Origin of the sequence: Paractinoplanes hotanensis, assembly GCF_023717965.1 — a bacterium.
GTDB classification, from domain to species: domain Bacteria; phylum Actinomycetota; class Actinomycetes; order Mycobacteriales; family Micromonosporaceae; genus Actinoplanes; species Actinoplanes polyasparticus.
In genome coordinates, this window is the sequence record NZ_JAMQOL010000036.1 from 12784 (window position 1) to 39657 (window position 26874).

Annotated in this window: 23 protein-coding genes and 2 pseudogenes; 6 read left to right on the forward strand and 19 right to left on the reverse strand. The window is 70.5% G+C overall.

The genetic code is table 11. The annotated features are described in order from the left end of the window. Positions 1-79 precede the first annotated feature (79 nt). The 3 genes from LXN57_RS25210 to LXN57_RS25220 form a co-directional block, all read right to left on the reverse strand. Entirely contained in the window at positions 80-1180 is a 1101-nt protein-coding gene (locus tag LXN57_RS25210) for a sensor histidine kinase (RefSeq protein ID WP_251800663.1), read from the reverse strand. Between the two features lie 52 nt (positions 1181-1232). Beyond that, positions 1233-1895, reverse strand: a complete 663-nt coding sequence (locus LXN57_RS25215) for a response regulator transcription factor (RefSeq protein WP_251800664.1) — start codon at positions 1893-1895, stop codon at positions 1233-1235. Positions 1896-1985: 90 nt separating this feature from the next. After that, positions 1986-2291 carry a hypothetical protein gene (locus LXN57_RS25220; RefSeq protein WP_251800665.1) on the reverse strand — a complete coding sequence of 102 codons (306 nt, stop codon included), beginning with the start codon at positions 2289-2291 and terminating at the stop codon, positions 1986-1988. A 271-nt stretch (positions 2292-2562) separates the two neighbouring features. Between LXN57_RS25220 and LXN57_RS25225 the strand changes: the two genes are divergently transcribed. Further along, positions 2563-4113: an SGNH/GDSL hydrolase family protein gene (locus tag LXN57_RS25225; RefSeq protein ID WP_251800666.1), complete on the forward strand. Its 1551-nt coding sequence runs from the start codon at positions 2563-2565 to the stop codon at positions 4111-4113. A gap of 393 nt (positions 4114-4506) precedes the next feature. Then, positions 4507-5625: a PucR family transcriptional regulator gene (locus LXN57_RS25230; RefSeq protein ID WP_251800667.1), complete on the forward strand. Its 1119-nt coding sequence runs from the start codon at positions 4507-4509 to the stop codon at positions 5623-5625. 298 nt (positions 5626-5923) lie between these two features. Here LXN57_RS25230 and LXN57_RS25235 read toward each other — a convergent pair whose 3' ends face one another. Then, positions 5924-6142, reverse strand: a complete 219-nt coding sequence (locus tag LXN57_RS25235) for a nuclear transport factor 2 family protein (protein WP_251800668.1) — start codon at positions 6140-6142, stop codon at positions 5924-5926. A gap of 92 nt (positions 6143-6234) precedes the next feature. Here LXN57_RS25235 and LXN57_RS25240 point away from each other — a divergent pair, with 92 nt between their 5' ends. Both LXN57_RS25240 and LXN57_RS25245 read left to right on the forward strand, forming a co-directional pair. After that, positions 6235-6381 carry a hypothetical protein gene (locus LXN57_RS25240; protein ID WP_251800669.1) on the forward strand — a complete coding sequence of 49 codons (147 nt, stop codon included), beginning with the start codon at positions 6235-6237 and terminating at the stop codon, positions 6379-6381. A gap of 146 nt (positions 6382-6527) precedes the next feature. Then, positions 6528-6965: a chemotaxis protein CheW gene (locus tag LXN57_RS25245; protein WP_251800670.1), complete on the forward strand. Its 438-nt coding sequence runs from the start codon at positions 6528-6530 to the stop codon at positions 6963-6965. 190 nt (positions 6966-7155) lie between these two features. Here LXN57_RS25245 and LXN57_RS25250 read toward each other — a convergent pair whose 3' ends face one another. Beyond that, positions 7156-10512 (reverse strand): UvrD-helicase domain-containing protein, encoded by a 3357-nt coding sequence (locus tag LXN57_RS25250; protein WP_251800671.1) that lies wholly within the window; start codon positions 10510-10512, stop codon positions 7156-7158. Positions 10513-10622: 110 nt separating this feature from the next. Further along, the gene (locus LXN57_RS25255; protein ID WP_251800672.1) at positions 10623-11060 is read right to left on the reverse strand and encodes a hypothetical protein; all 438 of its coding nucleotides are present in this window, start codon (positions 11058-11060) and stop codon (positions 10623-10625) included. 260 nt (positions 11061-11320) lie between these two features. Here LXN57_RS25255 and LXN57_RS25260 point away from each other — a divergent pair, with 260 nt between their 5' ends. Further along, positions 11321-15694, forward strand: a complete 4374-nt coding sequence (locus tag LXN57_RS25260; protein WP_251800673.1) for a S8 family serine peptidase — start codon at positions 11321-11323, stop codon at positions 15692-15694. A 51-nt stretch (positions 15695-15745) separates the two neighbouring features. Here the strand turns inward: LXN57_RS25260 and LXN57_RS25265 are convergent, their stop codons facing one another. Beyond that, complete coding sequence (locus LXN57_RS25265) at positions 15746-16174, reverse strand: winged helix-turn-helix domain-containing protein (RefSeq protein ID WP_251800674.1); 429 nt, start codon at positions 16172-16174, stop codon at positions 15746-15748. Between the two features lie 226 nt (positions 16175-16400). Beyond that, positions 16401-16583, reverse strand: a pseudogene (locus LXN57_RS48360) (hypothetical protein); the annotation flags it as partial. Between the two features lie 58 nt (positions 16584-16641). Between LXN57_RS48360 and LXN57_RS48610 the strand changes: the two are divergent. Continuing rightward, a pseudogene (locus LXN57_RS48610) lies at positions 16642-16771 on the forward strand (IS982 family transposase); the annotation flags it as partial. Between the two features lie 178 nt (positions 16772-16949). Here the strand turns inward: LXN57_RS48610 and LXN57_RS25270 are convergent. From LXN57_RS25270 to LXN57_RS25320, 11 genes are all read right to left on the reverse strand, one after another. After that, the gene (locus LXN57_RS25270) at positions 16950-19685 is read right to left on the reverse strand and encodes an AfsR/SARP family transcriptional regulator (RefSeq protein ID WP_251800675.1); all 2736 of its coding nucleotides are present in this window, start codon (positions 19683-19685) and stop codon (positions 16950-16952) included. Positions 19686-19786: 101 nt separating this feature from the next. After that, the gene (locus tag LXN57_RS25275; protein ID WP_251800676.1) at positions 19787-20065 is read right to left on the reverse strand and encodes a hypothetical protein; all 279 of its coding nucleotides are present in this window, start codon (positions 20063-20065) and stop codon (positions 19787-19789) included. A 22-nt stretch (positions 20066-20087) separates the two neighbouring features. After that, complete coding sequence (locus tag LXN57_RS25280) at positions 20088-20480, reverse strand: hypothetical protein (protein WP_251800677.1); 393 nt, start codon at positions 20478-20480, stop codon at positions 20088-20090. Then, positions 20477-21040: a hypothetical protein gene (locus tag LXN57_RS25285; protein ID WP_251800678.1), complete on the reverse strand. Its 564-nt coding sequence runs from the start codon at positions 21038-21040 to the stop codon at positions 20477-20479. Before LXN57_RS25285 ends, LXN57_RS25280 begins: the two co-directional genes overlap by 4 nt. A 98-nt stretch (positions 21041-21138) precedes the next feature. Continuing rightward, positions 21139-21432, reverse strand: a complete 294-nt coding sequence (locus LXN57_RS25290) for a hypothetical protein (protein ID WP_251800679.1) — start codon at positions 21430-21432, stop codon at positions 21139-21141. After that, positions 21419-21997 (reverse strand): hypothetical protein, encoded by a 579-nt coding sequence (locus tag LXN57_RS25295; protein WP_251800681.1) that lies wholly within the window; start codon positions 21995-21997, stop codon positions 21419-21421. The genes LXN57_RS25290 and LXN57_RS25295 overlap by 14 nt, the downstream gene beginning before the upstream one ends. Positions 21998-22013: 16 nt before the next feature. Continuing rightward, entirely contained in the window at positions 22014-22580 is a 567-nt protein-coding gene (locus LXN57_RS25300; RefSeq protein ID WP_251800683.1) for a MauE/DoxX family redox-associated membrane protein, read from the reverse strand. A 540-nt stretch (positions 22581-23120) separates the two neighbouring features. Next, complete coding sequence (locus LXN57_RS25305) at positions 23121-23819, reverse strand: response regulator transcription factor (protein WP_251800684.1); 699 nt, start codon at positions 23817-23819, stop codon at positions 23121-23123. Next, a complete protein-coding gene (locus LXN57_RS25310) occupies positions 23816-25063 on the reverse strand; it encodes a sensor histidine kinase (protein WP_251800686.1) in 1248 nt (415 codons plus the stop codon). The genes LXN57_RS25305 and LXN57_RS25310 overlap by 4 nt, the downstream gene beginning before the upstream one ends. 274 nt (positions 25064-25337) lie before the next feature. Then, positions 25338-26633 carry an amidohydrolase gene (locus tag LXN57_RS25315; protein ID WP_251800687.1) on the reverse strand — a complete coding sequence of 432 codons (1296 nt, stop codon included), beginning with the start codon at positions 26631-26633 and terminating at the stop codon, positions 25338-25340. A 23-nt stretch (positions 26634-26656) separates the two neighbouring features. Next, positions 26657-26874: hypothetical protein (locus LXN57_RS25320; protein ID WP_251800689.1), on the reverse strand; the 218-nt coding region annotated here is incomplete at its 5' end.

A 26874-nucleotide genomic window follows, 5' to 3' on the forward strand; every position in this document is an offset into this window, starting at 1 on the left:
CCGGGGCGGAACGTCTGACTATCGGCCGGCCGGTGACCGGCTCGATGCCGTGCGCGAACGCGTCGTGCGGCGACCCGTTCTACTCGGTCGTGAGCAGATGGTACGTGCCTTGCTGATGCGGCATCCGGATCTCGGCGGTCAGGCCGCCGTCCGCGCCGGGGTGCAGGCGGAGCCGCCAGCCGTGGCGAGTGACGATGGCGGCTATCAGCGTGGCGCCGAGACCGCTGCCTTTGGTTCGTAGCCGCCCGGCGCCACGGCGGAACGGCTCGACGATCTTGGCGACCTCGTCGGGGCTCATCGGGGTGCCGGTGTTGGCGACCGAAAGCACCAGCTCCGGCCCGGCGTCGTGCAGGCTCAGGTCCACCTGGCCACCGCGGTGGTTGTGACGAATCGCGTTGTCGAGCAGGTTGCGCACCATGAGCCGGAGCAGGCTCGGATCAGCCTCCACGACGGCCGGATCGAGATTGACGCGGACCGTCACGTCGTGCTCCTGAGCGGCTGTCTGCTGGCTGTCGACTTCCTGACGGACGAGGAGTGCCAGGTCGGTCTGCTCGGGATGGCCTGTGCCGCCCTCGGTCTCTGCCAGGTCCAGCAGCGTGCGTACGGTCCGGACGCTGCGGCTGTTGAGGCTGCGCAGGTCCTGCAGAAGGTCGCGCGTCGGTCCTGGCGGCGCCTCGGCCAGCGCGTCGTCGAGCGCGGCCTGGGTCACCGCCAGCGGCGTCTGAAGTTCGTGGGAGGCGTTCGCGGCGAATCGGCGTTGCGCCTCGAAGGCGGCGTCCAGCCTGGCCAGCATGAGGTTGAAGTTGGCGGCCAGGTCGGTGACTTCGTCCCGTCCGCGTCCGACCGGAACGCGAGCGCGAAGGTCCGTGTTCCCGGCCTGCCGGGCCGCGGCGATCATCGCGTGCAGAGGTGCGAGCGATCGTCGCACGATCCAGCGCACCGCGCCCGCGCCCGCGGCGATCACGACGGCGAGGGCGACCGCGGAGAAGACCAGCAGCCGTTCGACCTCGTGCCGGGGCTGCACTGCCGCCGGCACGCTGGCAGGTGGCAGAGGGGAACCACCCGTGCTGCCGGGCGTGACCGCGGGCACGCCGCCCACGATGCTGTCTGGAACGTACGTCATCAACAGCGTGATGGTCGCGGCCATGACCAGGGCCAGCACGGCGATGACCGCAACCATGCTGCCGATGACACGCGTACCGATGGAACCGCGGGAGGCGGATCTGCCCCTGTCAGGTTTGGACAACACGGTACCCGGCACCGGGAACGGTCTCGATCGGCCATGGCTTGCCGAGCTTCTTGCGCAATGTCGAGATGACCACCCGGGGCGAGTTGGTGAAGGGATCGGCGTTCTCGTCCCAGGCGCGCTGCAGCAGTGTCTCGGCGCTGAGCACGCCGCCCTGGGCGCGTAGTAGTTGCTCGAGGATGCGGAATTCCTTCGGGCTGAGCGCGAGCAGGGTGGCGCCGCGGAACGCCTGCTGCGTGAACGGATCGAGGCGAAGCTGCCCGAACCGCAGTTCGGGCGGTGCCCGATGACCGGACCGGCGCTGCAGCGCACGCAGCCGGGCGACGAGCTCAGGAAATTCAAACGGTTTGACGAGGTAGTCGTCGGCCCCCAGCTGCAGGCCCGCGACCCGGTCCACCAGCGTCGCCGACGCGGTCAGCATCAACACGCCGACTGAGGGGTGGTGGGCGATGATGTATTTGCACACCTCGTCGCCCGGCAGCAACGGCAGGTCGCGGTCGAGCACGACGGCTTCATACTCCTGGGTCCGCAGGAGTTCGATCGCTCCCGGCCCATCGTGAACCACGTCCACGGTCATGCCGGCGCGGTGCAGGCCGTTGCGCACGCTTCGGGCGAGGATCTGCTCATCCTCCGCCAGCAGGACTCTCACGCGAGCTTCCCTCCTGTGTCGTCACTCTAGCGTCAAGGCGAGGCGCCGACGGGCCGTTCCCGTTCCCGGCCCGGCCCACCGGCGCCAGTTCTACTTGGCCGGCTTCGCCGGCTGGCCCTTCTCGACCGTCACGCCGGCCGGGGGCCGGTCCCCGGTCTGGCCACCCGCACCGAGCTCGACCGCACGCTGAGCCTTCTCGAGCGTCACCCCGGAGGGCGGTTTGTCCCCGGTCCGGCCCACCGCACCGATCGACGGCGCGTCAGTGGTTGCGGCCGTACTCGGCCGGCTGGCCGGGGCGGGAGTGTTCGCGGTGGCCATTGACGTCGCGATGGCCACCGCGCCACCGGACACGGCCAGGACCAGTACGCCCCCGGCGAGCCACTTCTTGATCTTCATGATGTCGACCCTTCTGCCGGGCCGTCCTTCGACGCCGGCAGACATCAGTCAAGGGGCCCGGCCGTTGCGAGGTGTTAAAGAACGCCACGTCGGGGCGGGCGCCGACCCGTCGACCCAGGTGGGCTTACTTCGGCTTCCCGGAACAGCTCCCCATGCCCACCGCATCTATGCGCGAAGTGACAAGAGTGACGGCCCGGTCGTCGCGGAATGACGAAGACTCGCCCGTCCATCCGCCGCCACGCTGAGCAGGTCCTATGTGGAGGTGACGTCCATGAGATCCCACCGACTCTGGTTGGCCGCGGGCACGGTGCTGGCCGTGCTGGCGGGCACCACGCCCGCACTCGCCGCGCCGGCAGAACCGCGCGACACCCGTATCCGGCAAGAAGCTTTTGATCCGCGGCCGGCCCGGCCCGGACCGGTCGAGATCCCCGGCAAGGGAGTGCGGCCCGCGCCGTTCACGACGCCGTTGAAGCCGAGCCGGGCCACCACGCTGCCCGGCTCGGAGAAAACCAAGGCGAACGCGCTCGCCCCGGATCGGGCCGGCGCGGCCGGACCCAGCCTGCGGCGCGTCGGCGGGGCCGGCGAACCCAGCCAGTTCTTTTGCGAGGAGCAGATCAGCCAATCGACAAGTGTGAACGCCGACGCGGACAACTACTCGGCCACCACCCAGTACGTCGGCCGGCTCGGCTGCAACTTCTACCTGGACTACGCCTACGGCGTGGCCGGCATCTTCGACCGCAGCCCCTCCTGGGACGGCGACCTGCTGCACGTCGGCACGCCGTTCGAGTTCTACCAGTCGTACGCCGGCGCGTCGGCCGGCGGCCTGCGCATACCCGGCGACTACTACGACGGTGGGCGGCAGATCGAGGTGGTCTTCGAGGTTTACCTGCTGGCGCCGTACGGAGTCCGGTGGGGTGCGTGCAACCCGCTGCCGGGCCTGCGCTACCTGCTGTGCGACGGCCTCGGCACCGATCTGCTGCACGTGGTGGTGGGCACCGGGCCGTTCAACACCGGGCTCAACCCGCCGGTCCACCGCTACACCGCGCTCGGTGACTCGTACTCCTCGGGCACCGGCGCGTACCCGTATCTGGGCGGCGCCAACCCGGCGTCGTGCCGGCGCAGCAACGCCACCTACAGCTTCGACATCGCCGGGGACGGCTTCCAGGGGCTGCCGATCGACCGGCCCAACCTGAAAGCTTGTCACGCGGCCCGAATCAACGACATCTACCAGGCACAGAATCCGGTCTCCGAATCTGCGCAGATCGAATACGTGAAGCCGTACACGAGGTTCGCGACGATCACGATCGGCGGCAACGATCTCGGTTTCGGACCGAAACTGCGCAACTGTGCGCTCTCCGACTGCTCGGGAGCCCCACTGGTGACCCCCGCAGAGCTGTCGGCGACGCAGAGCCGGCTGACCGGCGTGTACCGCGACATCAGATCCCGGATGCGTGCGGACGGCTACCTGGTGGTGCTGAGTTACCCGGCGTTCCTGCCCAACCCCGACGATCCGGCGGACCCGCAGCCGTCGGTGAGCAGATGCCCGGCCACGAACTCGCAGATCACCAGCGCCGAACTGCGGCTCATCTATCAGGGCACCGCCCAGGCCCGCGACATGATCGCGAACGCGGTGGCTGCCACCGGTGATCCCCGCGTGCTCTTCGTGGACGTGTTCGACGCGTTCCGCGCCCATCGGGTGTGCAGCAGCGATCCGTGGTCCAACGGCGTCGAGGCGCTCGATCCCGAGGACTCGTTCCATCCGAACGCCCGCGGCTACCAGGCGGTCGGCGATCGCCTGCGGAGTGCGCTGGGCCTGACCTGACCCAGGGGCGGCGACGGGGCGTCCGGCTTGTGCCGGGCGCCCGGCACATCGGCCGAGCCCCGGACGATCAGTTCCGACCGGCACAGCGCCGACTGCGTAACTGTGGCCCACCGTTCGGGTCGACGGCGGCCGTCCCCAATCCACCCGGCCAGCTGCCACCAGTGCCCGTGTGAGGTCGGTCCGTGAGCGGATGCCCAGCTTGCGGTAGACGTGCGTGAGGTGCGACTCGCCAGATCGCGTTCGACGAGCTACCGATCCTGCGTACCCTGGGCGTCTGAGAAGTTCCTCCGATGTGGAGCGCCCGTCGGGCGCTCCACATCTGTTACCGTCGATCGCCACCCATCCACCCACCACCTCCGCTCCGAAGTGGAGGAAACGGGAGGAGGCGCATCGATGAACGCCCTGTTCGACGCCCTGCGCGAGCGGGTCGAGGTCCACGCGCGGCACGCGGTCGAGACCTACACCCACGAGGTCAGCGAATACCAGTCGTCGCCGCCCGCCGACGACATCTACGACTTCGCCGTCCTCATCCGCCGCCGGACCCTGGATCTGTCGGCCACCGGGCAGCCTCTGACCGACATCGATCTCGCCCGCATCGCCGACGTCGGCCGCCGCCGCGCCGAGGTCGGTCTGTCCGTACCGTCGCAGGAGCAGGTGCTCGGCCTGCACACCGCCATGATGGTCCGCGAGGTGCACGACCTGGCCCGCCCCGAGCACGTCACCGATCTGCTGCGCATCGTCGGCTGGCTCGGCGTCCAGGGCGTCCGGGCACGCACCGCCTATCTGCGCGGATACACCAAAGGGGTCGGCGCCGCCCGCTTGCTGCCGACCCGGCTGGAGATCCTGGCCCGCGCCCTGATCGCCGACGAACCGCTCGCACCGTTCGTCGCCGACCTGCGTGTGGGTGCCCGCTACCGGATCGCGGTCCTGACCACGCCGGACCGCACCGCTGGCCGGACTCAGGCCGAGGTCGTCGCCGCGCTCGCCGCCGACCGGATCCCGGCCACCTGGCTGGCCCCCGACGAGGTCGTCATCGTCTGCCCCGGGGAAGCCTTTGCCTGGGTACGCCGCGCGGTCGCGCTGATCGGCCGGCCCTGCGGCGTCGGCACCGCCGAGGGCCCTGTCGGCGGCCTCGCCCCGGCGCTGGCCTGGGCCCGTAAGGTGAGCCGAGTCGCACCACCGGAGTCGTCACCCGTGCGGCTGCCGGAGATCGCGAACCTGTTCGTCGAGATGGCGGTCGCCGGGGCCCCGGCCATCGACGGTTGGCTGCGCACCTACGCGCGTGCCCTCGCCGCCGGCCCCGACCTCGTCACCACGCTGCGCGCCTACTACGCCCACGACATGAACCGGGTGACCGCCGCCGCTGCCCTGCACATCCACCCGCGCACCCTCGACTACCGGCTGCGCCGCGTCCGCGACGTCACCGGCGTCGATCCCGGCTCCACTCTCGGTGTACGCCTGCTCAGCGCGACCGTCACCCGCACCCTGGCCGTGCGGCACTACGCGGACTGACAAAGACCCGCCCCCGCTTGCTCAGCGCTGACGAAGACTGCCACCGTCCGGCCTGGCCACACTCCCCGGGGTATGTGGAGCAAAATGAGAGGTGGCATGGCGGCCTCCGCCGTCGCACTCGCGATGCTGCTCACCGGGACGGCGCCATCGAGGGCAGGTACCGCTCACTGATGCTGAAGGTGGTCGACGACATGAGGCCGCGCCGCACCCCGATCATCTAGGAATGCATCGCTGTGGACGGGCGCAAGGCCACCGCCCATGAGCGCATCGTCAACGGGACATGGAATCAGGCCTGTGCTCAGGCGTGCAGCGGGACCCGGCGCAGGCGGATCGCCCGCCGGATCATCCGCCACCCAGCCGGCCCGGCCCGCACGCCGAGCCCGAAGTCGCTGAGGTCGAACTCGGCGTCAGGCGTGAACAGTTCGTCCATCCGGTCGAACGCGCCCCGGTCGATGAGGTGGCCGTGCATGTTGATCAGATCGGTGATGGCTTGCCGGTCGCTCGCGACGAGAGCCACGAGGGTCCTCCAGTATCACCGAAGTGGGGACGCGCCCATTCAACCGGGGGTGTCCCCGTTCAGCAAGTGCCTCCCGGCCGGAAGGAGATGTCATGGCCCGAGCGGATGCCACGCGGAACGCCGGCCGCTTGCTCTCCGCGGCCCGCGAGCTGGTCGCCGAGCGCGGCGCCGAGGTGCCGCTGGACAACGCCACGCTTTACCGCCACTTTCCGACGAGGTGGCGAAACGCGCCGGCCTAGGCAGACGTGTGTCCTCCCGACTACAGCCTTCACGTGACGAAAGTGATCTCCGATCCAGGATTTCCTTGAGTGGAAGGGTGGCGAACCGATACAGCAGTTGGTACGCCCCGGCGAAGCCTGGCGGCCAGCAAACCCCTGGAGATCACATGACCAGCCGTCAGTTCGTGACCTTCGACGTGGCGAACGAGTTCTTCGGGGTCCCCGTGGAAATCGTGCAGGAAGTCCTCCTCAACGAGAAGTACACGCCGATGCCGCTCGCCCCGGACGGGTGGGGCGGCCTGTTCAACCTGCGCGGTGAGGTCATCGGGACGGTGGACCTGCAGGTCCGGTTCGGGCGGCCGCGCAGGTCGATGTCGGGTCCGATCGTCAACGTGGTCGTGCTGGTCGGCGGTGAACCGGTAAGCCTGCTGGTGGACCGGATCGGGCTGGTCGCCGATCTGGACGATGCGGCGTTCGAGTTGCCACCGGACACACTGACCGGGCCGACCCGAGCGATGATTGTCGGTTCGTACAAGACGGAGGATCGGCTGCTACTGGTGCTCGATGTCGACGAATGCGTCAACACCGCTCGCGCCGCAATTTAGACGGGCTGGCGGGACGTCGGGCTCGACACGTTGCGCGCGTATGTCGCCGGGATGGCACGTGTGATCACACATCCGCCTGATTGGCGCAAGGCCAGCCGGGTGGGCGACGCCGGATAAGTGTCCAGCTCTAACAGAGCGACGACGTAATAGGCGACTCCCGCCCCACAAGCTCGCGATCCGGGCGGCCGGGCTACTCGTCCGACAGGAGTTCGCCGACCCGGTCGAGCACGGCCCGCCACTGCGCCGGCTGAACGTTCTCCCGGACCTGACTGGCCAGCTCCACCGCAACAAGTTCGACAATCTGCGCAGACAGACTCCCCATCCGAGCCGGCGCGGGCGGCGCCACCGCCGGCGGCACCGGTGTGACGGCCGCAGCCCGCGTGGGCACGGTCGCATCGACAACCGCAGGGTTCATGGCCTCTGACGGCGCAGGCACGGCTTCCGCACCCGGCGTAAGCGCTACCGCCGCAACCTGCGTGGACATGGCCATCCCGCTTGACGCCACCCGCGCGGGCACCTCCGCCGCGCTCACTGCAGGCGACACGAACGTCTCCCCCGGCTGTTCACCTGTCTGAGGTGCCGCCGCCGGCATAGAAACAGCCGTCCCGCTCGACGCAGACGTCACCGGCGCGGGCACGTCGGTCTCACTGGACGCAGGCGGTATCGCCCGGCCGTGCGTGGGCCTGGCCGCAGTCGATGCCGACGCAGCCCGTGCGGGAACGTCCGTCGCACTCGACGCAGACGCCACCCGTGCAGGTACGTCCGTCGCACTCGACGCAGACGCCGCCCTCGGCGACGGCGTGGGAACGGCCGTTGCGTCCGGCTCAGAGGTCACCGGCGTGATCGTGGCCGCGGCGGCCGAAGCGGGCAGCGGCGTGTCGGCCTCGGATGGCATGGTCTCGGCGCGCGGGGACGGGACAGAGGCAGTGCCGACGACCGAGGGCACGATGATCCTGCGGGTCACCTCGAAGTCGCGGGCCGCCCGGTGCGGTCCGAAGCCGTTGATCGGCGGGACATCGCCTGTCCGCTCATGGCCACTCGATGAGAGCCGCTCGTCAGCACGGACCCGCGAAGGGTCACCGGCCTGCTCCGGGCTGTCGAGCGGCGAGAACCCGCCGGGCTCTTCCCCGTTTCCGGACCTGAGCGACTCACCGACGCCGAGGGGCGGGAATTCGCCGGCCCGCCCTCGGCCGCCGGGCGAAAACAGCTCACCGATTGCCGGGACGTCGCCGACCTGCTCTCGACCACCAGCCGCAAGCGGCTCGTCAACACCGACCGGCGGGAAGACCCGCTCCTGAGCGTTGGAGAGGAGAGGCACGCCTGCGCCGGCCCACTCCGACGCGCCGGACGAGAGCGACTCCCGGTCGCCGGCCGATTCCCGGCCGCTGAACGAAAGCGGCACGCCCGCACCGAACGATTCCTGGTCGGCAAACGACAGGGGCTCCCCTGCACCGGCCGACTCACGGCCGGCGAACGAAAGCGGCGCGCCCGCGCCGGACGGGAGCGGCTCGTCGATGGCGAACGGTGGCACGTGGTCGGTCTGGTCGGGACCGCTCAGGGAGAGTGGCCCGCTGGCGCCCGCCATGGGGAGGACGCCGACGACGTGCAGGTAGCGGGTCGTGCGGGTCAGGGCCACGTACAGCAGGCGGTGGCCGCGTTCGTCCTCGGCGACGATGTCTTTCGGCTCGACCACCACGGTGGCGTCGAACTCGAGGCCCTTGGCCTCTTGCGGGCTGACCAGGTTGACGCCCTGGCCGAGCTCGCTGCGTGACGCCGCGCGCCAGGCCACGTCGCGCACCGCCAGCTCGGACTCGATCGCCCAGCGGTGGACGGCCGGGCAGATGATGGCGACCGAGCGGCCGTGGGACGCGTGGGCCATCGCCGCCTCGACCGCCACGGCGGCCCGGCTCTCGTCGTCGACCAGGCGGAACACGGGGTCGCCGGGGCCGTCGCGGACCACCTGGGGCGGGGTGATGCCGGGGGCGGCGATCGGAAGCAGGCGCTCGGCCAGCTCGAACACCTGGCGCGGCACGCGGTAGCCGTAGCGCAGCTCGGCCGTGCGCTGGGGCAGCTGGGCGGGCAGGTGCTCGAGGATGTCGTCCCAGTCGTCGCGGGCCCACAGGCCGGTGGACTGGGCGATGTCGCCGACCACGGTCATCGAGCCCGTCGACGACCGTGCGGCGATCGACCGCAGCTGCATGGGTGAGAGGTCCTGCGCCTCGTCGACCACGATGTGGGCGTAACGGTCGTCGATGCCGTGCAGCAGTGATTCGAGGTAGTCGAGCAGCGGCAGGTCGGCCTCGCTCCAGATCTCTTCGGTGATCCGCTCGCCGGGGCGGCGGTGCAGCAGGGCGACCTCGCGGGCGGTGAACGCCTCGCCTGCGGCGGCGATGAGACGGTCGCGCGAGCCGAACAGCTCGCGCAGGAACGCCGGGGCGGTGAACGACGGCCAGATCCGCTCGATCAGCTGGTCGAGCGACGTGCGCACGCCGAGCCGCCGGTCGCGGGCCCGGTCCATGCCGACGTTGACCATGAGGCTGCGGAAGATCTGCCGCTGCTGGGTGAACGTGCCGGGCGTCTGCCGGCTGCGGGCGACGATCTGGTTGATCTCGTCGGCCGTGAAGACGACCGGACGCCCGTCGAGCTGGGCCTCGACGGCGGGCTGGTCGGCCGGCACGCCGATCCGGTCGTACAGGGCGCGGCGCAGCAACCCGGCCAGGCGGCCGTCGCCCTTGAGGCGGACGACCCCGGCCCCTTCCGTGCGGCCGCGCTTGACCGGCGGGTGAAACTGGCCGATGTCGCGCTGCACGACGCTGATGTCGCCCAGGCTGGGCAGCACTGTGCGGGTGTAGCGGGTGAACGTCGGCGTGGGGCCGACGATCAGCACGTCAGCCGCCGAGAGGGCGTCGCGGTAGTTGAACAGCAGCCACGAGACCCGGTGCAGCGCGACGGCGGTCTTGCCCGTGCCGGGGCCGCCCTGGATGACGAGCAGCTGGTCGAGGGGCGCGCGGATGAGGTCGAACTGGGCGGCCTGGATGGTGCGGACGATGTCCTGCATCTGGCCGGTGCGGTCGCGGTTGAGGTCGTCGAGCAGGGCGTCACCGGGCGCCTCGAGCTCGGCCACGGCCGCCGCCAACTGCTGGAAGACCACGTCGCTGTACGACTCGATCCTGTTCCCGTTGCACTCGAAGGTGCGCTTGAGAACCAGACCGCCGGTGTCGGCGTGGGTGGCCGTGTAGTAACGGGCGGCGGCCGGCGCCTGCCAGTTGACGACCAGCACCTCGGAGTCGTCGTCGAAGATCGTGTTGTGTCCGACGTAGAGGACGTCGCCGTCCTCGTCGTCCATGCGTCCGACCGCGACGGCGTCGTCGGGCTGCCCGATCCTCTGGAGGCGGGCCTCAGCGTCCTTGCGGAGCCGCACGGCGGCGCCCGCGTTGGCCGCGGCACCCGGCGCCTCGAGCAGGTGGCGGCGCATGCGTTCACGGTGGTCGGACACGTGGTCGAAATACTTCTGTTCGGCTGCCAGAACCTCAGCGACCGTCTCCACCGGGCACTCCCCTCACTCGCGCCACACCACGATGCGCGATGGCGGCCGGACCGACCATCGCCCGTTCGCCCGCCAACAACTGACCGTGTCGTCAGCGAAGCGGAGGGCGGTCAGTCGCCGCTGAAGCCCCAGAAGAAGAGCTCGGCGGGCTTGCCCTCGGCGTCGTGCAGGACGGCGAGCCGCCCGACCCACCGCTCGGCGGCCAGCTCCTCCAGCTTCTCGACATGCTCACGCGTGAGCATGACCGTGCCGGCGCGGGCCAGGGCCTCTTCGTCGGTGACCGGCACGACCGCGCCGAAGGAAGGCGCCCGCGAGATCTCGTTGACGTCGAGGATGGAGTGGGTGCCCGACTCCTGCACGGCCTCGTCGGACCACAGCTCCTCCTCGGTCTTCGGCCGGTTCGGGAAGTCGGCGGCCGACTTGCCGAACTCGTAGGGCACCGCCCACCAGTAGTCGCCGCTCGCGAACACGGTGTCCCGCAACGAGGCCAGCGCCTCGTCGAGGTCGGGCTGGTAGGGAACGTAGTAGTGCCAACCGGATGCGCCCATGGCGATTCCTCCCCCTCGATGGTGATCGGCGGGAACCTTAGCCGCGCCGTACGACAAGAACCGGGAGCAGGACGCACGCCGCGACGCAATCTGCTGATCAACTGCTCACGTATTGCTCGGCCCGGAGGTTGAGCATCGAAATCTGTGAATCCTAGCGTTCTGTTCGGGTGACCGGCGTGATCCGCGGGCCGCCCGGGGCAGGGGCTCACCCTGCCTCTCTCCACCACGGCTCGATCCCGAGCCGCCTCGAAGGAGACAGAATGGCAAGAAGTCCACATCACCGGAGCGCGGCCCGAGCCGTACTCGGTGCGGGGATGGCGGTCATCATGGCCGCCGCGGGAGTGGTCGCGACTGGCGCTGGCGCCCAGGCCGCGGCCCCCAAGGACAAGATCCGGCCCGAGCTCGCGGCCCAGATGGCGGAACGAGGGGGCGGCGACTTCTGGATCAGGTTCGGCGCCCGGGCCGACCTGACCGCGGCCGGCAAGATCAAGAACTGGGACGAGCGGGGTACGGCGGTGGCCACCGCCCTGAAGAAGGCGGCGGCGAGCAGTCAGTCCGGCGTACGTGCCGAGCTCGACAAGGGCGGCGCGAGCTACCAGTCGTTCTGGGCGACCAACGCGATCAAGGTCAGCAAGGGCTCGCCGGCGCTGGTGCAGAGCCTGGCCGCCCGCCCCGAGGTCGAGGGCCTCTACGCCCCCGCGAAGGTCGAGGCGCCGAAGGTCGTCGAGGGCACCCAGCAGAAGGCCGTCAACGCGGTCGAGTGGGGCATCGCCAACATCAACGCGGACGACGTCTGGTCGCAGTACGGCATCACCGGCGAGGGCGTCACGATCGCCAGCATCGACAGCGGCGTCCAGTTCAACCACCCGGCGCTGGTCGGCTCCTACCGGGGCAACAACGGCGACGGCACCTTCACCCACGACTACAACTGGTTCGACGCCGCCGGCGCGTGTTCCGGCGCCCCGTGCGACACCAACGGCCACGGCACCCACACGATGGGCACCATGGCCGGCTCGGACGGGACGAACCAGGTCGGGGTCGCGCCCGGCGTCCGCTGGATCACCGCCAACGGCTGCTGTCCCTCGGACGCCGCGCTGATCGAGTCGGGCCAGTGGATGCTCGAGCCGACCGACTCGGCGGGCGCCAACCCCGACGCGAGCAAGCGGCCGAACGTCATCAACAACTCCTGGGGCACGATCAACCCGTCGAACGAGCCGTTCATGGAGGACATCACGACGGCCTGGACGGCGTCCGGCATCTTCGGCGCCTTCGCCAACGGCAACAGCGGGCCCGGATGTCAGTCCAGCGGTTCGCCGGGCAGCCTGGTCAGCAACTATTCGGTCGGGGCCTACGGCGTGGACAACACGATCGCCGACTTCTCGGGCCGCGGTGCGGGCCAGAACGGCGAGCTCAAGCCGAACGTGTCGGCCCCGGGTCTCAACGTCCGCTCCACCTGGCCCAACAGCGGGTACAACAGCATCAGTGGCACCTCGATGGCCACACCTCACCTGGCCGGCGCGGTTGCCCTGCTGTGGTCGGCTGCCCCGGCGCTGGTCGGCGATGTCACCGCGACCCGCGCGCTGCTGGACGACACGGCCATCGACACCGAGAACGGCCAGTGCGGGGGCGACACCGACGACAACAACGTCTTCGGCGAAGGCCGCCTGGACGCGCTGAAGCTGATCTCGCAGGCGCCCACCGGCGACTCCGGCACCCTGGCCGGCAAGGTCACCGACGCGGCCACGGGCGCGGCGGTCGCGAACGCGGCGCTGACCCTGACCGGGGCGGCCGACCGGCAGCTCACCACGGGCACCGACGGCACCTACTCGACGCGGCTGCCGGCCGGCGACTACCAGGTCGCCGTGACGGCGTACGGCTATTCGGCCAAGACGGTGGCTGCCACGGTCACGGCCGATCGGACCACCACGACGAACGTGGCGCTGGCGGCCGTTCCGACCGTCTCCGTGGGCGGGGCGGTGACCGACGGCTCCGGCCACGGCTGGCCGCTGTACGCCAAGGTCTCCGTGGCCGGACCGGGCGGCGTCTCCGACTACACGACCCCGTCCAACGGCCGCTACAGCTTCAAGGTGCCGGCCGGGTCCACGTACAAAATCACCGTCGAGTCGCAGTACCCGGGCTATCAGACGGTGACCAAGGACGTGGTCGTCGGGACGAAGAACGTCACCCAGAACGTGGCGGTGCCGGCCTCGCAGGACGACTGCACGACGGCGCCGGGCTATGAGAACTCCACCAAGGGCGACTTCCAGTCGTTCGACGGCGCCTCGGCGCCCACCGGCTGGACCGTGGTCGACAACGCCGGCGAAGGCCAGACCTGGAAGTTCACCGACGACGGGCAGCGCGGCAACAACACCGGCGGCGACGGCGGTTTCGCCATCATCGACAGCGACCGCTACGGCTCCGGCCACACGCAGGACACGTCGCTGGTCAGCCCCGTCGTCGACCTCACCGGCGTGGCCGCGCCGGTGATCCGCTTCGACCAGGAGTACCGGCAGTACGGCGAGGAGACCGGCGACGTCGACCTCAGCGTCGACGGCGGCGCCACCTGGTCCACTGTGCTGAAGCAGACCGCCAACGTGCCGGGCCCCAAGCGCACCTCGGTCGCGATCCCGCAGGCCGCGGGCAAATCCGCGGTGCAGGTGCGGTTCCACTACTACGAGGGCTCGTTCGCCTGGTGGTGGAAGGTCGACAACGTGCTGATCGGCGAGCTCGAGTGCGTGCCGACCGACGGCGGGCTGGTCGTCGGCCATGTCAAGGACGGCAACACCGGCGGCTACGTCAACGGGGCCACCGTCGCCGACAAGGGTGACGCCGCAGTGAAGGCCACCACGGTCGCCACGCCGGACGACACCGCCCTGCCGGACGGCTTCTTCTGGCTGCTCGCTCAGCCCGGCTCCCGCACGTTCGGTGCCACGGCCAGCAACTACGCCGGTGACACCGACACGGTCGACGTCGAGGCCGACTGGACGAGCTCGGCGGCGTTCGAGCTCGGCGCCGGACAGCTCGCGGTCACCCCGGCCACGGTGAGCGCGGACGTGCGGATGCCCGACGGCAGCGCGGCCAAGAAGTTCACGGTCACCAACACCGGCACCCAGCCGGTCGAGGTGAAGCTCTCCGAGCGCAGCGGCAGCTTCGACATGCTGAAGGCCGACGGCTCGCGGACGACCCTGGGCGAGATCCTCGGATCGCCGGGCGCGCCGGCGCAGCGGGTCAACACGGCCGTTTCGTTCGCTTCGAAGACGTCCTTCAAGGCGAACGCTGTGGCCCAGGACGGTCCCCTGGCCGAGCCGTGGACGAACATCGCCGACTTCCCGAAGGTCGTGATGGACAACCGGGTCGTCAACCTGGACGGCAAGGTCTACTCCCTCGGCGGCACCGACGGCAACGCGGCCTACAAGACGAACTACGTATACGATCCGGTCGCGCAGGCCTGGTCGCCGATCGCCGACCTGCCCGAGGCCCGTAGCGCGCTGACCGTGGGCGTGGCCGACGGCCAGCTCATCGTCACCGGCGGCTGGGGCCCGGCCGGCCCGTCCCCCACCACCTGGGCGTACGACCCGGGGGCGGACAGCTGGACGCGCAAGGCGGACAACCCGGTGCCGCGGTCGGCCGCGGGCCAGGCGGTGCTCGACGGCAAGCTGTACGCCGTCGCCGGCTGCACGACCGCCAACTGCACGCCGATGTCGAACGACGTGGTCCGGTACGACCCGGGCAGCGACACCTGGGAGGCGGTTGCCGACTACCCGAAGTCGGTGGCGTTCGCCTCGTGCGGCGGCATCGACGGCGTCCTGTACTGCACCGGTGGCAACGACGGCCAGGTCTCGCAGAAGGCGAGCTACGCCTTCGACCCGGCCACCGGCGCCTGGACCGCGATCGCCGACGCCCCGGCCGACCAGTGGGCCGCGTCCTACGCCGCGGCGAACGGCAAGCTCCTCGTGGTGGGCGGTGTGCAGGCCGGCGCGGTCACCAACGCCGGTTTCGCGTACGACCCGGTCGCCGGCTCGTGGGCCGCTCTGCCCAACGCCAACACGGCCCGGTACCGGGGCGCGGCGGCGTGCGGCTTCTACAAGGTGGGCGGCTCGTCGGGTGGCTTCAACCCCACGACCGGCAGCGAGGCGCTGCCCGGTCTGGAGGAATGTGGCGCGGCGAGCGACGTCAGCTGGATGACGCTCGACAAGTCGGAGGCCACGCTGGCCCCCGGCAAGAAGGTGACGGTCACCGTCGGGCTCACCGCCTCGGTGGACCAGCCGGGCGCGTACTCCGCCTCGGTCGGTCTCAAGGAGAACACCCCGTACACCGTTCCGCCGGTCGGCGTCACGCTCAACGCTCTGCCCCCGAAGACGTGGGCGAAGCTGATGGGCACGGTCACCGGCGTCCCCTGCGGCGGCGCCGGCGCACCGCTGGCGGGCGCGACCGTCCAGGTCGACTCGTGGGCGACGTCGCTCACCTTCGCCACGGACGCCCAGGGCCAGTACGCGTACTGGCTCGACAAGCGCAACAACCCGCTCACGCTGATCGCCGCCAAGGACGGCTGGAAGCCCCAGGCCCGTACGTCGAAGGTCAGCCCGGCCGAGCCGAAGGTCGAGAACTTCGCCCTCGCCCCGACGCGCTGCTGACGCCCTGAGATGAGCCCGGCCCGTCCGCGCAACCGCGGGCGGGCCGGTTCGTCAAGCGGTGAAACGGATGCCGACGCCGCGGATGGCGTGGATCGTCGCCGCCGCACCGAGCCGGGCCAGCTTGGCCCGCACCCGCCGCACCGTCGAATGGATGTCCGAGCCCCGGCCCACGTGCTCGTTGCCCCACACCTCGAGATGCAGCTTCTCGTACGTCCAGACCCGCCCCGGCGCGGCCACCAGGCACCGCAGGAAGTCGTGCTCGAGCGGCGTCAGCGCGACCTCCTGGTCATGCCAGCACAGCACCCGCCGGTCGGAGTCGACACGTAAGCCCTCGGGCGGGCTCCCGCCGGGCGGCGCCACCACATCGAGGAACTGCCGAGCCTGGTCCGGTGTGGACACGATGAGAAAGGCCTCGCTACCACCGAGCAACTGCGCCAGCCTCCGGCGCCCGTCCGGCGAGGAAGCGATACCGATGGCCAACGATGGGACCGCACTATCCGTCATGCCCCCGCCTTCCGACAGCGATGTCGCAATCGATGGCTGACGATAAATCCGGTACGTCACGTTCTCGTTAACCGGCCGCCCGCTGCCGCGACATCACATTGAGCCAAGGCTATGTGAGCTGCTTCCCTGTGCCCGTGGCGGTTTTGCGCCATGTCACCTCTCCGCCACCCCGGGAGCCGGCCGCGCCGCGAACGGCACTCGGTCAGCACTGTCCCCGCCCAATTGACGTCCCGGCCAGGTTTCGGGCTGTCGCGGTGCAGATGTGAGTGATAGCGCGTTGCGGGTTGACGTCCTGGACTATGAGCGTCTGGTCGGAGCCGGCGCTGGCGATGGTGTTGCCGTCGGGACTGAAGGCGACGGCGTGGATGCGGTCGGTGTGGCCGGTGAGGCGGGCCGTGGCGGTGCAGCCGCCGCACTGATCAGATCCTGGTCACCGACACCACGAAAGCCAACTCGACCTGGAACGACACGTCCGGCACACGCCCGCCGGCGTCATCGCACCGACCACCGCGATCTGGCACAACGACAACCAACGCACCGGTCCTACGCTCCCTTACCGCGTACGACCACTGACCCCCTTGGAATAGGTCGTCCAGTACGTACGACAAGGACGATCGTGCGATCGACTACGGGACGCGAGTCCTATGTCGACGAAGGCCTCGTAGTAGTCGCAGAAATCACGACCTGCCAAGGCGGACGGGAAAGCCGTCCACAGGGCGAAGCAGACCAGGTGATCGGACGTCACCAAGTCCTACTGGGCCGGTCGGCGCAGCCGGTCCCGGACCCGGTCGGCGTCCGGGTTGTCGAGCGCCTCGAAGATCTGCAGCGCCTGCTCCCACGCCTCGACCGCGGCCCGACCGGTCAGGCTGTCACCGAGGTTCACCAGGGTGTCGGCCTCGAAGTAGCGGTCGCCCGCCTCCGCGTACAGGCCGACCGCCCGCCGATAGCAGGAGGCGGCACGTTCGTGATCGCCGAGGTGGTGATGCGCATAGCCCAGGCTGTCCCAGCCCCCGGCCGCGCTCCGGCGGTCGCCCAGCTCGTCGGCCAGGGCGACCGCCCGCGTGCACCAGTCCAGCGCCTCCCGGTAGTGGCCGAGCTTGGCGTGGTACCAGCCGATCGAGTTGAGACTGTTGGCCTGGCCGTACCGATGGCCGGCGGCGCGAAAGGCCGCGTACGCCCGCTTCGCGTGGTCCAGGGCGGTCCGGACCGACCCGGTCCGGGCGTGCAGCTGGGCAAGCGTCATTCCAGTGTGGCCCTGCGCCGCGTGGTCGCCGAGATCCTGGCTGAGAGCGCGCGCCCGGTCCAGGTGCACCCGCGCGCGGTCGTACTGAGCCTGCCGGCTCGCCGCGAGACCGATCAGCCGATGAGCCCGGGCCTGCCGGACCCGGTCGCCCAGCCGATCGGCCGCGATCAGCGCTCGTTCCTGGGTGGCCGCCAAGTCGGGGTAACGGCTTGTGCGGTCGAAGAAGCGTGCGAGCGCCCAGGCCATCTCGGCCACGTGACGGTCGAGCCCGGCTGTGGCTGCGGCGTCGAAAACCGCGAGCAGCGATGCCTGTTCCGTGGCGAACCAGTTCAGCGCCTGCTCGGCCGTGGTCACCCTTTCCGGGCGTACGCCGGGTCTGGGCTCGCCGGGCGCGAAGGGGTCACCGTCCGGGACGAGAGTGTGCGCGGCCGTGCAAGCGGACTGCAGATAGTGATCGGTGAGCTGAACCAGCGCGGCCTCGGCATCGGGACCGGGCAGCTGCTCCCGGGCATGGATCCGCAGCAGATCGTGCATGGTGAACCGATCCGGGGCCGATTCGGTGAGGAGGCTGGCCCGGACCAGCTCGGACAGCCACCGCCGGGTGTCGTCCGGGTGGCAGGCGGTGAGGCTGGCGGCCGCGGCCACGGTGATGTCCGGACCGGGGTGACAGCCGATCAGGCGGACCAGGCGCCCGGCGCCGTCGCTGAGGTTCCGGTACGACGCGGCGAAGGCAGCTCGCAGCGCGACATCGCCGGCGGTCAGCGCGTTCAACTCGTCACCGCGCAGTTCGGCGACCAGCCCGGCCAGGCTCTGACCGGGGCGGGTCGCGGCCCGGGCGGCCACGATGGCCAAGGCCAGCGGCAGTCCCGCGCACCGCCGGACGATCTCGTCCAGGGCGCCCGGCTCGGCGGCAGCCCGGTCCACGCCGATCCGGCCGGCCAGCAGCTCCCGCGCCTCGTCCCCGGTGAAGACGTCGAGGGCGAGCAGCCGAGCCCCGTCGGTGGCGACCAGCCCGGCCATCTGGTCCCGGCTGGTGACCAGGACCAGGCTGCGGGGGGCGCCGGGCAGAAGCGGGCGCACCTGAGCGGCGTCGTGGGCGTTGTCGAGCAGAATCAGCATCCGCCGGCGCAGGAGCAGGCTGCGGTACAGGCTCGACCGTGCGTCGACCCCGTAAGGAACGCGGTCGGGCGGCACACCCAACCCGTCCAGCAGCACCCGGAGCGCCTCGGCGGGCGCCATCGGGGGCACGTCCGGCTCGAAGCCGCGCAGGTTGACGTACAGCTGCCCGTCGGGGAAGCGGGCGCCGGCCCGCTGCGCCCACGACAACGCAAGGGTGGTCTTGCCGATCCCCGCGCTCCCCGCGATGGCGGAGACAATCACCGGCACCGTATTGTCGCGCAGCAATCCGTCCAGTCGACGCAGGTCGTCCCGCCGTCCGACGAAATGCGGCTGGCCGGCGGGCAGCTGGGCCGGGACCACCACGGTCGTGGCCGCGGTGGTCCCGGTGAGGATGACCTTCTCCAGACGGCGCAGCTCCTCGCCAGGTTCCAGGCCGAGCCGGTCGACCAGCCGGTGCCGGATGTCGCGGTAGTGCGCCAGCGCCTCGGAGCGGCGCCCGGCGCGGTGCAGAGCCAGCATCAGCTGGCCACGGAGCCGCTCGTCGAGCGGGTGTTCGGTCACCAGCGTCGCCAGCTCGTCGATCAGCGCGGCGTGCCGCCCGAGCCGCAGGTCCGCGTCGAGACGGTCGGCGTTGGCGGCGAGGCGGCGCCGGACCAGACGGATGCGGTGGTCGGCCAGCTCGGGTGCCTCGACGTCGGCGAACGGATCACCGTGCCACAGCCCGAGCGCCTCGCGAAGCAGGTCCGCGGCCCCCAGCGCGTCGCCGGCGCCGAGCCGGTGACGGCCCTGGTCGCTGAGCCGATCGAAGCGCTGGACGTCCAGCTCGTCCGGTTCGACCCGGACGAGGTAGCCGGGCGGCCGGAAGACCAGGCGGTCGCCGGCCTCGCCCAGTAGCTTGCGCAGCTGTGAGAAGCGGACCTGCAGCGCCGATCGCGCCGTCTTGGGCGGCCGTCCGCCCCACAGTACCGAGGCGAGCCGGTCCACCTCGACCACACGGTTGGGACGCAGCAGCAGGAGGGTCAACAGGGTGGTCCGCTGCCCGCCGCCGAGGACGACCACCTCACCGGCGACCTTCACCTGAACCGGGCCGAGCAGACGAAACTCGATCGCCAGACGTATCACCATCCGTCAGGAGCTCGCGCAGCCGCATTGACAGCGATCACCATAGCGCTTTCGCGGTGGTCTCGGGCCCCGGTGCGGCGGGACCCGAGACCACCGTCGCCGCGCTAGGAGATCAGGCCCGGCATGGCCACCGGCCGGCGCACGGTGAGCCGCTGTTCCTCCTCGTCCCAGTAGACCTCGCAGACCTCCTGGCTGGTCCGGACGGAGCCGGTGCGGGTCAGGGGCGTGCCGGGTGTGACGGCGACGTCGTCCACCCCCGAGTGACGGGCGAACAGGCTCGTCAGTGTCGACCCCGTGCGTCCCGCGAAAATCTCCACATTCTTGCTGCCGTCGGGGAGTTCCGTGATTGTCACGAAGCCCCGATCGGTGGGAACTCTGCCCATCTTGTCCTCCTGGTCGAAATCGTCATCCCTGAACGAGAGGCGACACCGCCTCGTTGTCCTGCCCGGTGAACAGCACTGTCTGCCACTCACCCCGATAGGTGAAGACGCCGCAGCTCGTCGTGATCCCCCGCCGGCCCGGGACACGTGCGGCCGCGATGTGCCCGGCCACCCGGCCCATGTCGTAGAGGCCGGTGACATCGCTCCACAGCGAGACGCTGCGCACGACGCGCCGGCGCCAGTCGACGAACAGGCGTACGTCGATGAAGTGGGGCGCGCGGGCCCCCACCTCCGGCTTCAGCCGCCGGTGCAGCCACCACAGCAGCAGCACGTCGCGCCGGGTGCGGCAGGCGAAAGCGGTGACGACCACCGCGCCGCCCGGCTCGGCCGACTCCTCGGTCAGTTTCCTGATGGTCACACCAGCGTCACCACTTCCAGGACGGCCAGACCGACAGCGGCGACGCCGCTCGCACAGCGGATCAGGGCCGTCCACTCGAACGTGACCCGCCGGTTGTACTTCGCCTCACCGAGCAACGTGCCGTAACTCGCCACCGTCGCGACCGCGACCAGCAGGCCGAAGCCGACGCTGATGGTGATCACCCCGGCCAGCACGGTCATCGGCGTCGTCGACAGGACCAAGCCGGCCAGCCCGATCCAGATCAGCGACGTTGTCTTCTGCGTGGTCACCAGGAGACCGAGATCGGCCGCCCAGACGAAGCCCAGTTGTCCCGGCCCCAGCTCTCGGAGGAACCGCTGCGGCACCTGCCGCCAGATGTGCGGGGTCCGGTCCAGGAGGTCGGCCAGGCCGAACCCCACGAGCAGGACGGCCAGCACCACCCCGCGCACCGTCGCCGGCACGTGCAGCAACACCGCCGCCACCAGCATCAACGGAAGGGCGACGACCGCGGCGGCCACCGCGAGCCCGGCGCCGAAGCCGCCGAGGAACCGCCGGCCCGCAGTCCGATCTTCTCGCATCATCGGGTTGGACACGCCAACCATCGATCGGCCTCAAGGGCTGAACAGCTGCAGCACGCCGCCGAGCCCGGCGACGACGATCCAGATCGCCATCGGCCTGCCTACACCCGCTCACATCGGTAGGCCGAGGCGGTGTAGTTGGGGCTTGTGCCCTTCTCGCAGCAGGAGCAGCCGGTGGTGGAGGTCCACCGGCAGGTCCAGATGTACTTCTTGGAGGCGCCCGCACATGCGCTGTAGCTGGAGGGTGCGAATACCAGGCTGCAACAGGCGTAGTTGGCCGCATTGGCCGTGCCTGGCGCACCGAAGACCACGGCCGAGGTGGCCAGCGCTCCGGCCCCGACACCCTTCAGCAGCTTCCGCCGGCCGAACCGCCGGGCCCGATCAGTGTCCTGCATGGAGTTCCTCCCTGTTCATCGTGGATTGTTCGTCGACCGGCATCTCCCCGACGCGCCGGAGTGCCGCCGCTGTGGTGACCGTGTGCGCCGACAGCAGCCGGCCCTGGCTCAGGACGAGCGCGGACGGGCTGGTGCTCACGTCGAACGCCGTACGGGTCCATTCGCCGGCCGGATCGATGAGCACCCGGAGACCGTGCAGCCCGCGGTGCTCGGCGACGAAGGCGCGACCGGCCTCCTCGGTCGGACAGGCGACGACCACCGCGGCCGTCTCCGCCGGGACGACGAACTCACCGGTCACGCCGCCGGCCAGCCGCCCGCAGGTCGTGCAACTCGTGCTCAGGACGACGAGCACAGCGTGCGCGGCGTCGCTCAGCTCGCTCAGCTCGCCCGGCCAGCTGTCCGGTTGCGCGCCCAGGCGGGCTTCGTCGAGCGCCTGCGGCCACATGTCAGATTCCGAAGGCGTCGGATCCGGCACCCGGCTGGCCAGCTCGCCCATCATGGCGAACAGTCCGACGACGGCGACGGTCAGAGCGACCACGGTGATGGCCAGGATGATTTCGAACAAGCGCTGTGCCTCCTTCTCAGCTCGGCTTGGTCACCGCGGGGGCGACCGGCGCCTCCGCGAAGATCCGGAAATGGCGCCCGAAGGGGCGGACCAGCACGGCCCAGCGCCGCACGAGGACGACGACGAGGGCGCCCAGAGCGGCCAGGACCAGCCGGTCCGCCGCGCCGGCGTCACCGTCCGCGCCCAGCCCGGTCAGCACCGCGCCGGCCGCCAGAGCGAGGCCGGCGGCTACATTGGCCGGTCCGACCGGCCGGCCCGAGTCCGCGCCGAAGCAGCCGCAGGCCGGCCGCCGGCGCAGGACCAGCCCGGCGCCGGCGAACGACGCGATGCCGACGCCCACGCCTCCAGCCAGCACGGCCCCGCCCGGTGCGAACCAGCCTCCGGCCAGGAGCACCGCGGCGGTCAGCTCGACGACCGCCACCGTGCGGGCAACCGTCACGAATACGCCGGTGCGGCCCGGCCGGCCTGACATCTCGGCCAGGGCACGGGCCAGAGCCCGAGGACTGAATAGCTTCGCGCCGCCCGCGAGCAACAGGGTCACGGCTACGGCTAACCGGACGGCATCGACGACATGATCGGTCAAGGTGACCTCCGGGTGACGGGTCAGCCCCGCCCACCGGGAGATCGTCGGAGCTGGTCACAGGCTATGAGGAGGCGGTTACCGATCGCTTACTCCGAGGTGGTCGTAGGTGGTGTACGCGCAGGTCACGGCGCTCCTCCGGGCACGGTCAGGAGTGCTTCGGCGAGGGCGGCGGGTGGGTCAGCACGGCCGGTCCGCCGCGTACTGGGTCCGCTTCCCCTTCGACGGCTTCACCCTCCAGAACGCCTCGCTCGCCGACCGCCTGTCGCGGGTTGGCCCCGAGGCACTGCACGAGTGCCGCCGCCTCCTACCGTTGGTCGAGGCCCGTCATGGGCCCGGGCATCCGATACACCCCGCTGTCACACACCACCGCGGAGCGGCAGAAGAGCACACTCGACGGACGGTCAAACAGCTATTGGGACTCCGGGCCGGCTTCGTCCGCACCAGGGGGCTGTTCTGCAACTCGAAGCAGTGCAGGACACCGGGCCATTCAGAGCTGCGGCGGCACCAATGCCCCCACCTGTCAGGAGCCCTTTGGTCAGCTCACGTGCCCGTGTCGACGCGCCACCAGTCCGTCGCGTCAGTCGCTTCTCCGGACCAGAACTCCAGGAGGTCTCCCGGCGCGAGTCCCAGGGCCCGTTCGATCTCGCTGGGCGTCAGGCTACGCAGGGAGTCAGACAGCGACCGGGTCAGGTCGAGCCAGTAGCCACGCAGCGTGGACTCGCTCACGAACAGTTGCTTGGCGATCTGGGCGTAGCTCAGTCCGCGGGCCCGGCCGTGCAGGATCTGGCGTTGGCGCGGGCTGAGGAGGGTGATGCAGTCGCGCCGGACCAGGACCTCGAGTATCCCGACGACCGGTTGCGGCACGACGGTGCCGCCGGAGGCGACATCGAGGAGGAGCTTCTCCGCCCGGCCGGTCGGTAACGCCTTGGAGACGACCCCGCTCGCACCCGCCGCGATGCAGGCCGCCAGGACGAATCGGCGCTCCTCCTGGCTGTAGATGCAGACCCGGTAGCCGCAGCCGGTCAGCGCGCGGATCGCGGCGATGCCCTGCCGGGCGTCAGGCTGCCGTTCGAGGTTCACCAAGTGCAGGTCGAGCAGGACCGCGTCCACCGCGGGGCGACGGCGCACCAGTTCCTCCACGGTCGCGACCGCGGCGACGACGTCGAGACCGGGCATGAGCAAGCCGAACGACTCGCGTATGAGCGACGCGTCGTCGACAACCGCCACCGTGGGCCTCATGCCGCGTCCCTCGCGACGTCCTGTTCCGTACCAGCGGCTGCCGGCCCGGAGCCGGACGAGATCGTCACTGTCGTCCCCTCCCCCGCCGCGGACTCGATATCGACGACCAGACCACGCCGGCACAGTTCGCCCACGACTATCTCGCGCAGGCCGACCCCGGCGGAGACCGACGCCGGGTCGAACCCGACACCATCGTCGCGCAGGGTCAGAGTCCAGCTCCCGTCCCAGCCCTGGTCGAGGTGGACCACGACCGCATCTGCCTGGGCGTGCTCGCGTACGTTGAGCAGCAGGCTCTCGAGCGCGCGCTCAACAGCCTCGGCCTGTGCGGCGGAAAGTCGAACCTCGGCGCCGAGGTCGAGCAGTGCGTCGACGTACAGATCTGCGAACCGCTCGCACACCCGCTCGATCATCGCGGCCAGCCTCACGGGCGGGTCGGAGCCGGCCGTCGCGTAGGCGGCGGACCGCGTCCCATCCGGCGGCTGTCCACGCAGGTAGGAACGCATGCGCCGCAGTTCCACCTCGGCCTGGTCGAGGAGCCGCGAGCGTGCGGCGTCGGTTCCCGGCTCGGTGAGCAGGCGCATGAGGGCGACGCCGTTGTGCATCATCACCTGAGCACGTCGTTCCTCCTCGCGGCGGGCCAGTTCCGCGGCGCGGGCACGCGAGACGTCAGCGTCGTGGGCGACGCGGCGGGTGTATCCGAAGAACATGCGCGCGACGATCGCGTACACCACGTACATGAGGACGTTGCTGATCGCGGTCGAGATCAGGTTCTCCCCGGCCCCGCCGCTGAGATACACCACGAAGCAGACGACAACACCGACCAGGCCACCCGCCCACAGCGCCAAGCTGCGGACACCGCCGGCCGTCAGGATGATCGCCAACGCGTAACCGGGCTGGTACGCGACCCAGGTGCCGAAGCGTTCCCCCGACACCAGCACCACCGGCCCGAGGACGAGCAACACGTAGGCGAACACGAAATCCGCCGCAGAGGCCGCCGCGCCGAGCGGGCGACGGCGCACGAGGGTCACCACGCTGACCACGACCAACGTGAGAGCCGCAGCGACCCAGCATGCGAGGTAGGCGGCGGCGTTCGGTGATGTCGCCACGCCGATGTGTACGGCCGGGATCATCTGCGCGACCGTGCCCAGTCGAACCGCCACGATGAAGTACGAGAAGACCCGCTCGACATTGGCGCTGGTCGTCGGTGATTCTGCGACCCGCCACAGCCGGTTCCGGCCGCTCATCATCCTCCTCGCGTGGCCGGCGATCCTGGCCGACGAAAGTCCGCGGACTCGTTGGGTCACAGCCCGGCCCGCGATCCGCAACGATCAATGTACTTCAGCGAACGAGGCTGAATATCACCGTTATCTCCAAAAACGACAGCAGATGCGAAGAGTCCTGGCCCTGCTCGCCTCGCTGACGGTCGCAGCCGACGGTCGCCCGGCCGGTTGGGCCGGGCGAGCTTCGGAATTCCGGGACGGAAACGACCGAGGAACCCGGATGTTGTCTGGCCGCGAGCTATTCCCGCGTTGTCTGTGGAGTTCGTTGCTTGTCCGGGCCCTTACCGATCCAGGAGAGTGCGGCGCTCACCAGCGCCTGGATGCCGGTCGGCAGCGCGAGTGCGGCGTGCGGGGCGAACCGCGGCGAGTGGTTGCCCGGGAGATGAGCCAGCTTGGCAGCCACGTCACCGGGGACGGCACGCCACTGAGCTGGGCTGATCGAGCCCAGCATCCAGTACCCGGTGGCCACGCCGTCCGCGGCGAACACGGGGAAGTCCTCGGCGGCGAGCGACGGCGGCCATCCGCCGACCCGGACAGCGCCGAACGCGTCCGTGTGCGCCGCGCGTACCTGGGCGGTGACCCCGGGATCGGGCCGGTTGATCGCGGCCTGTGCGACCACGGCGATGCGGGGATCGCCGGGTGTGCCGGCGGCGGTGCACGCCGCCCGGACTATCCGTTCGACCGCGTCCCGCATCTGGCTCAGCGTCGCGGCCGAGTACGCGCGCATCGTGACGCCGATTGTCGCGCTGTCCGCTATCACGTTGGCGCGGCTACCAGCCGAGAGATGCCCGACGGTGAGCACCGCCGGTTCGGCCGGGGCGATCCGCTGGGAACGGATCGTCTGCAACTGGGTCACGATGGAGGCGGCGGTGACCACGGGGTCGACGCAGAGGTGCGGCATCGCCGGGTGTCCGCCGCGACCGTCGATGGTGATTTCCAGGGTCACCGAACCTGCCGTCATCAGCTCGCCGTGCGCCACCATCCCGGCAGGCAGTGGCGCGGAGTGCTGCGCCAGCGCGACGTCGGGGCGGCCCCAGCGGTGGTAGAGCCCGTCGTCCATCATGGCCGCCGCGCCGAGCAGAGTCTCCTCGGCGGGTTGGCCGACCGCAAGCAGCGTGCCCTGCCAGCGCTTCCGGTCGGCGGATAGCACGGCGGCGGCGCCGGCGAGCGCGGCCAGGTGCAGGTCGTGCCCGCAGGCGTGCATCACCGGGACCTCGGCACGGTCGGTCCGGGCGATAGCGCCGCTGGCATAGGGCAGCCCGGTTTCCTCGGCAACGGGTAGCGCGTCCAGTTCGGCGCGTAACAACACGGTCGGGCCGGCGCCGTTGGTGAGCCTGCCCACCACACCGTGCCCACCCACCCCGGTGGTGACGTCGAAGCCGGAGCCGCGCAGCCTGGCCGCGAAGGCCTCCGCGGTCTGTGCCTCCGCTCCGGACAGCTCGGGGTTGGCGTGCAGGTGCCGATACAGGCCCAGCGCCTCACGCAGGACGTCGCCCTGAACTGCACCGGTCGGCGCCAGCGCCCGGATGGCCATACGCCAAGTCTTCGTCACCGCGCTCACAGGTCACTGTCATCGTCGGTCGGCGCCCTGCCAGCACGCTGTGACCGATCGGTGAGCGTCACCCGGTGGACTGTGAGGGCAAAGCCAGGCCCTCGTCCGGAGAGTCCGGCCCCGAACAGCAATAAGGAGCGTCCGTGAACGCGCAGAACGAACTCGACCTTCTCGCGGAGGAGATTCTCGCCCTGGAGACGGAGACCTTCGCGATCTCCGACTA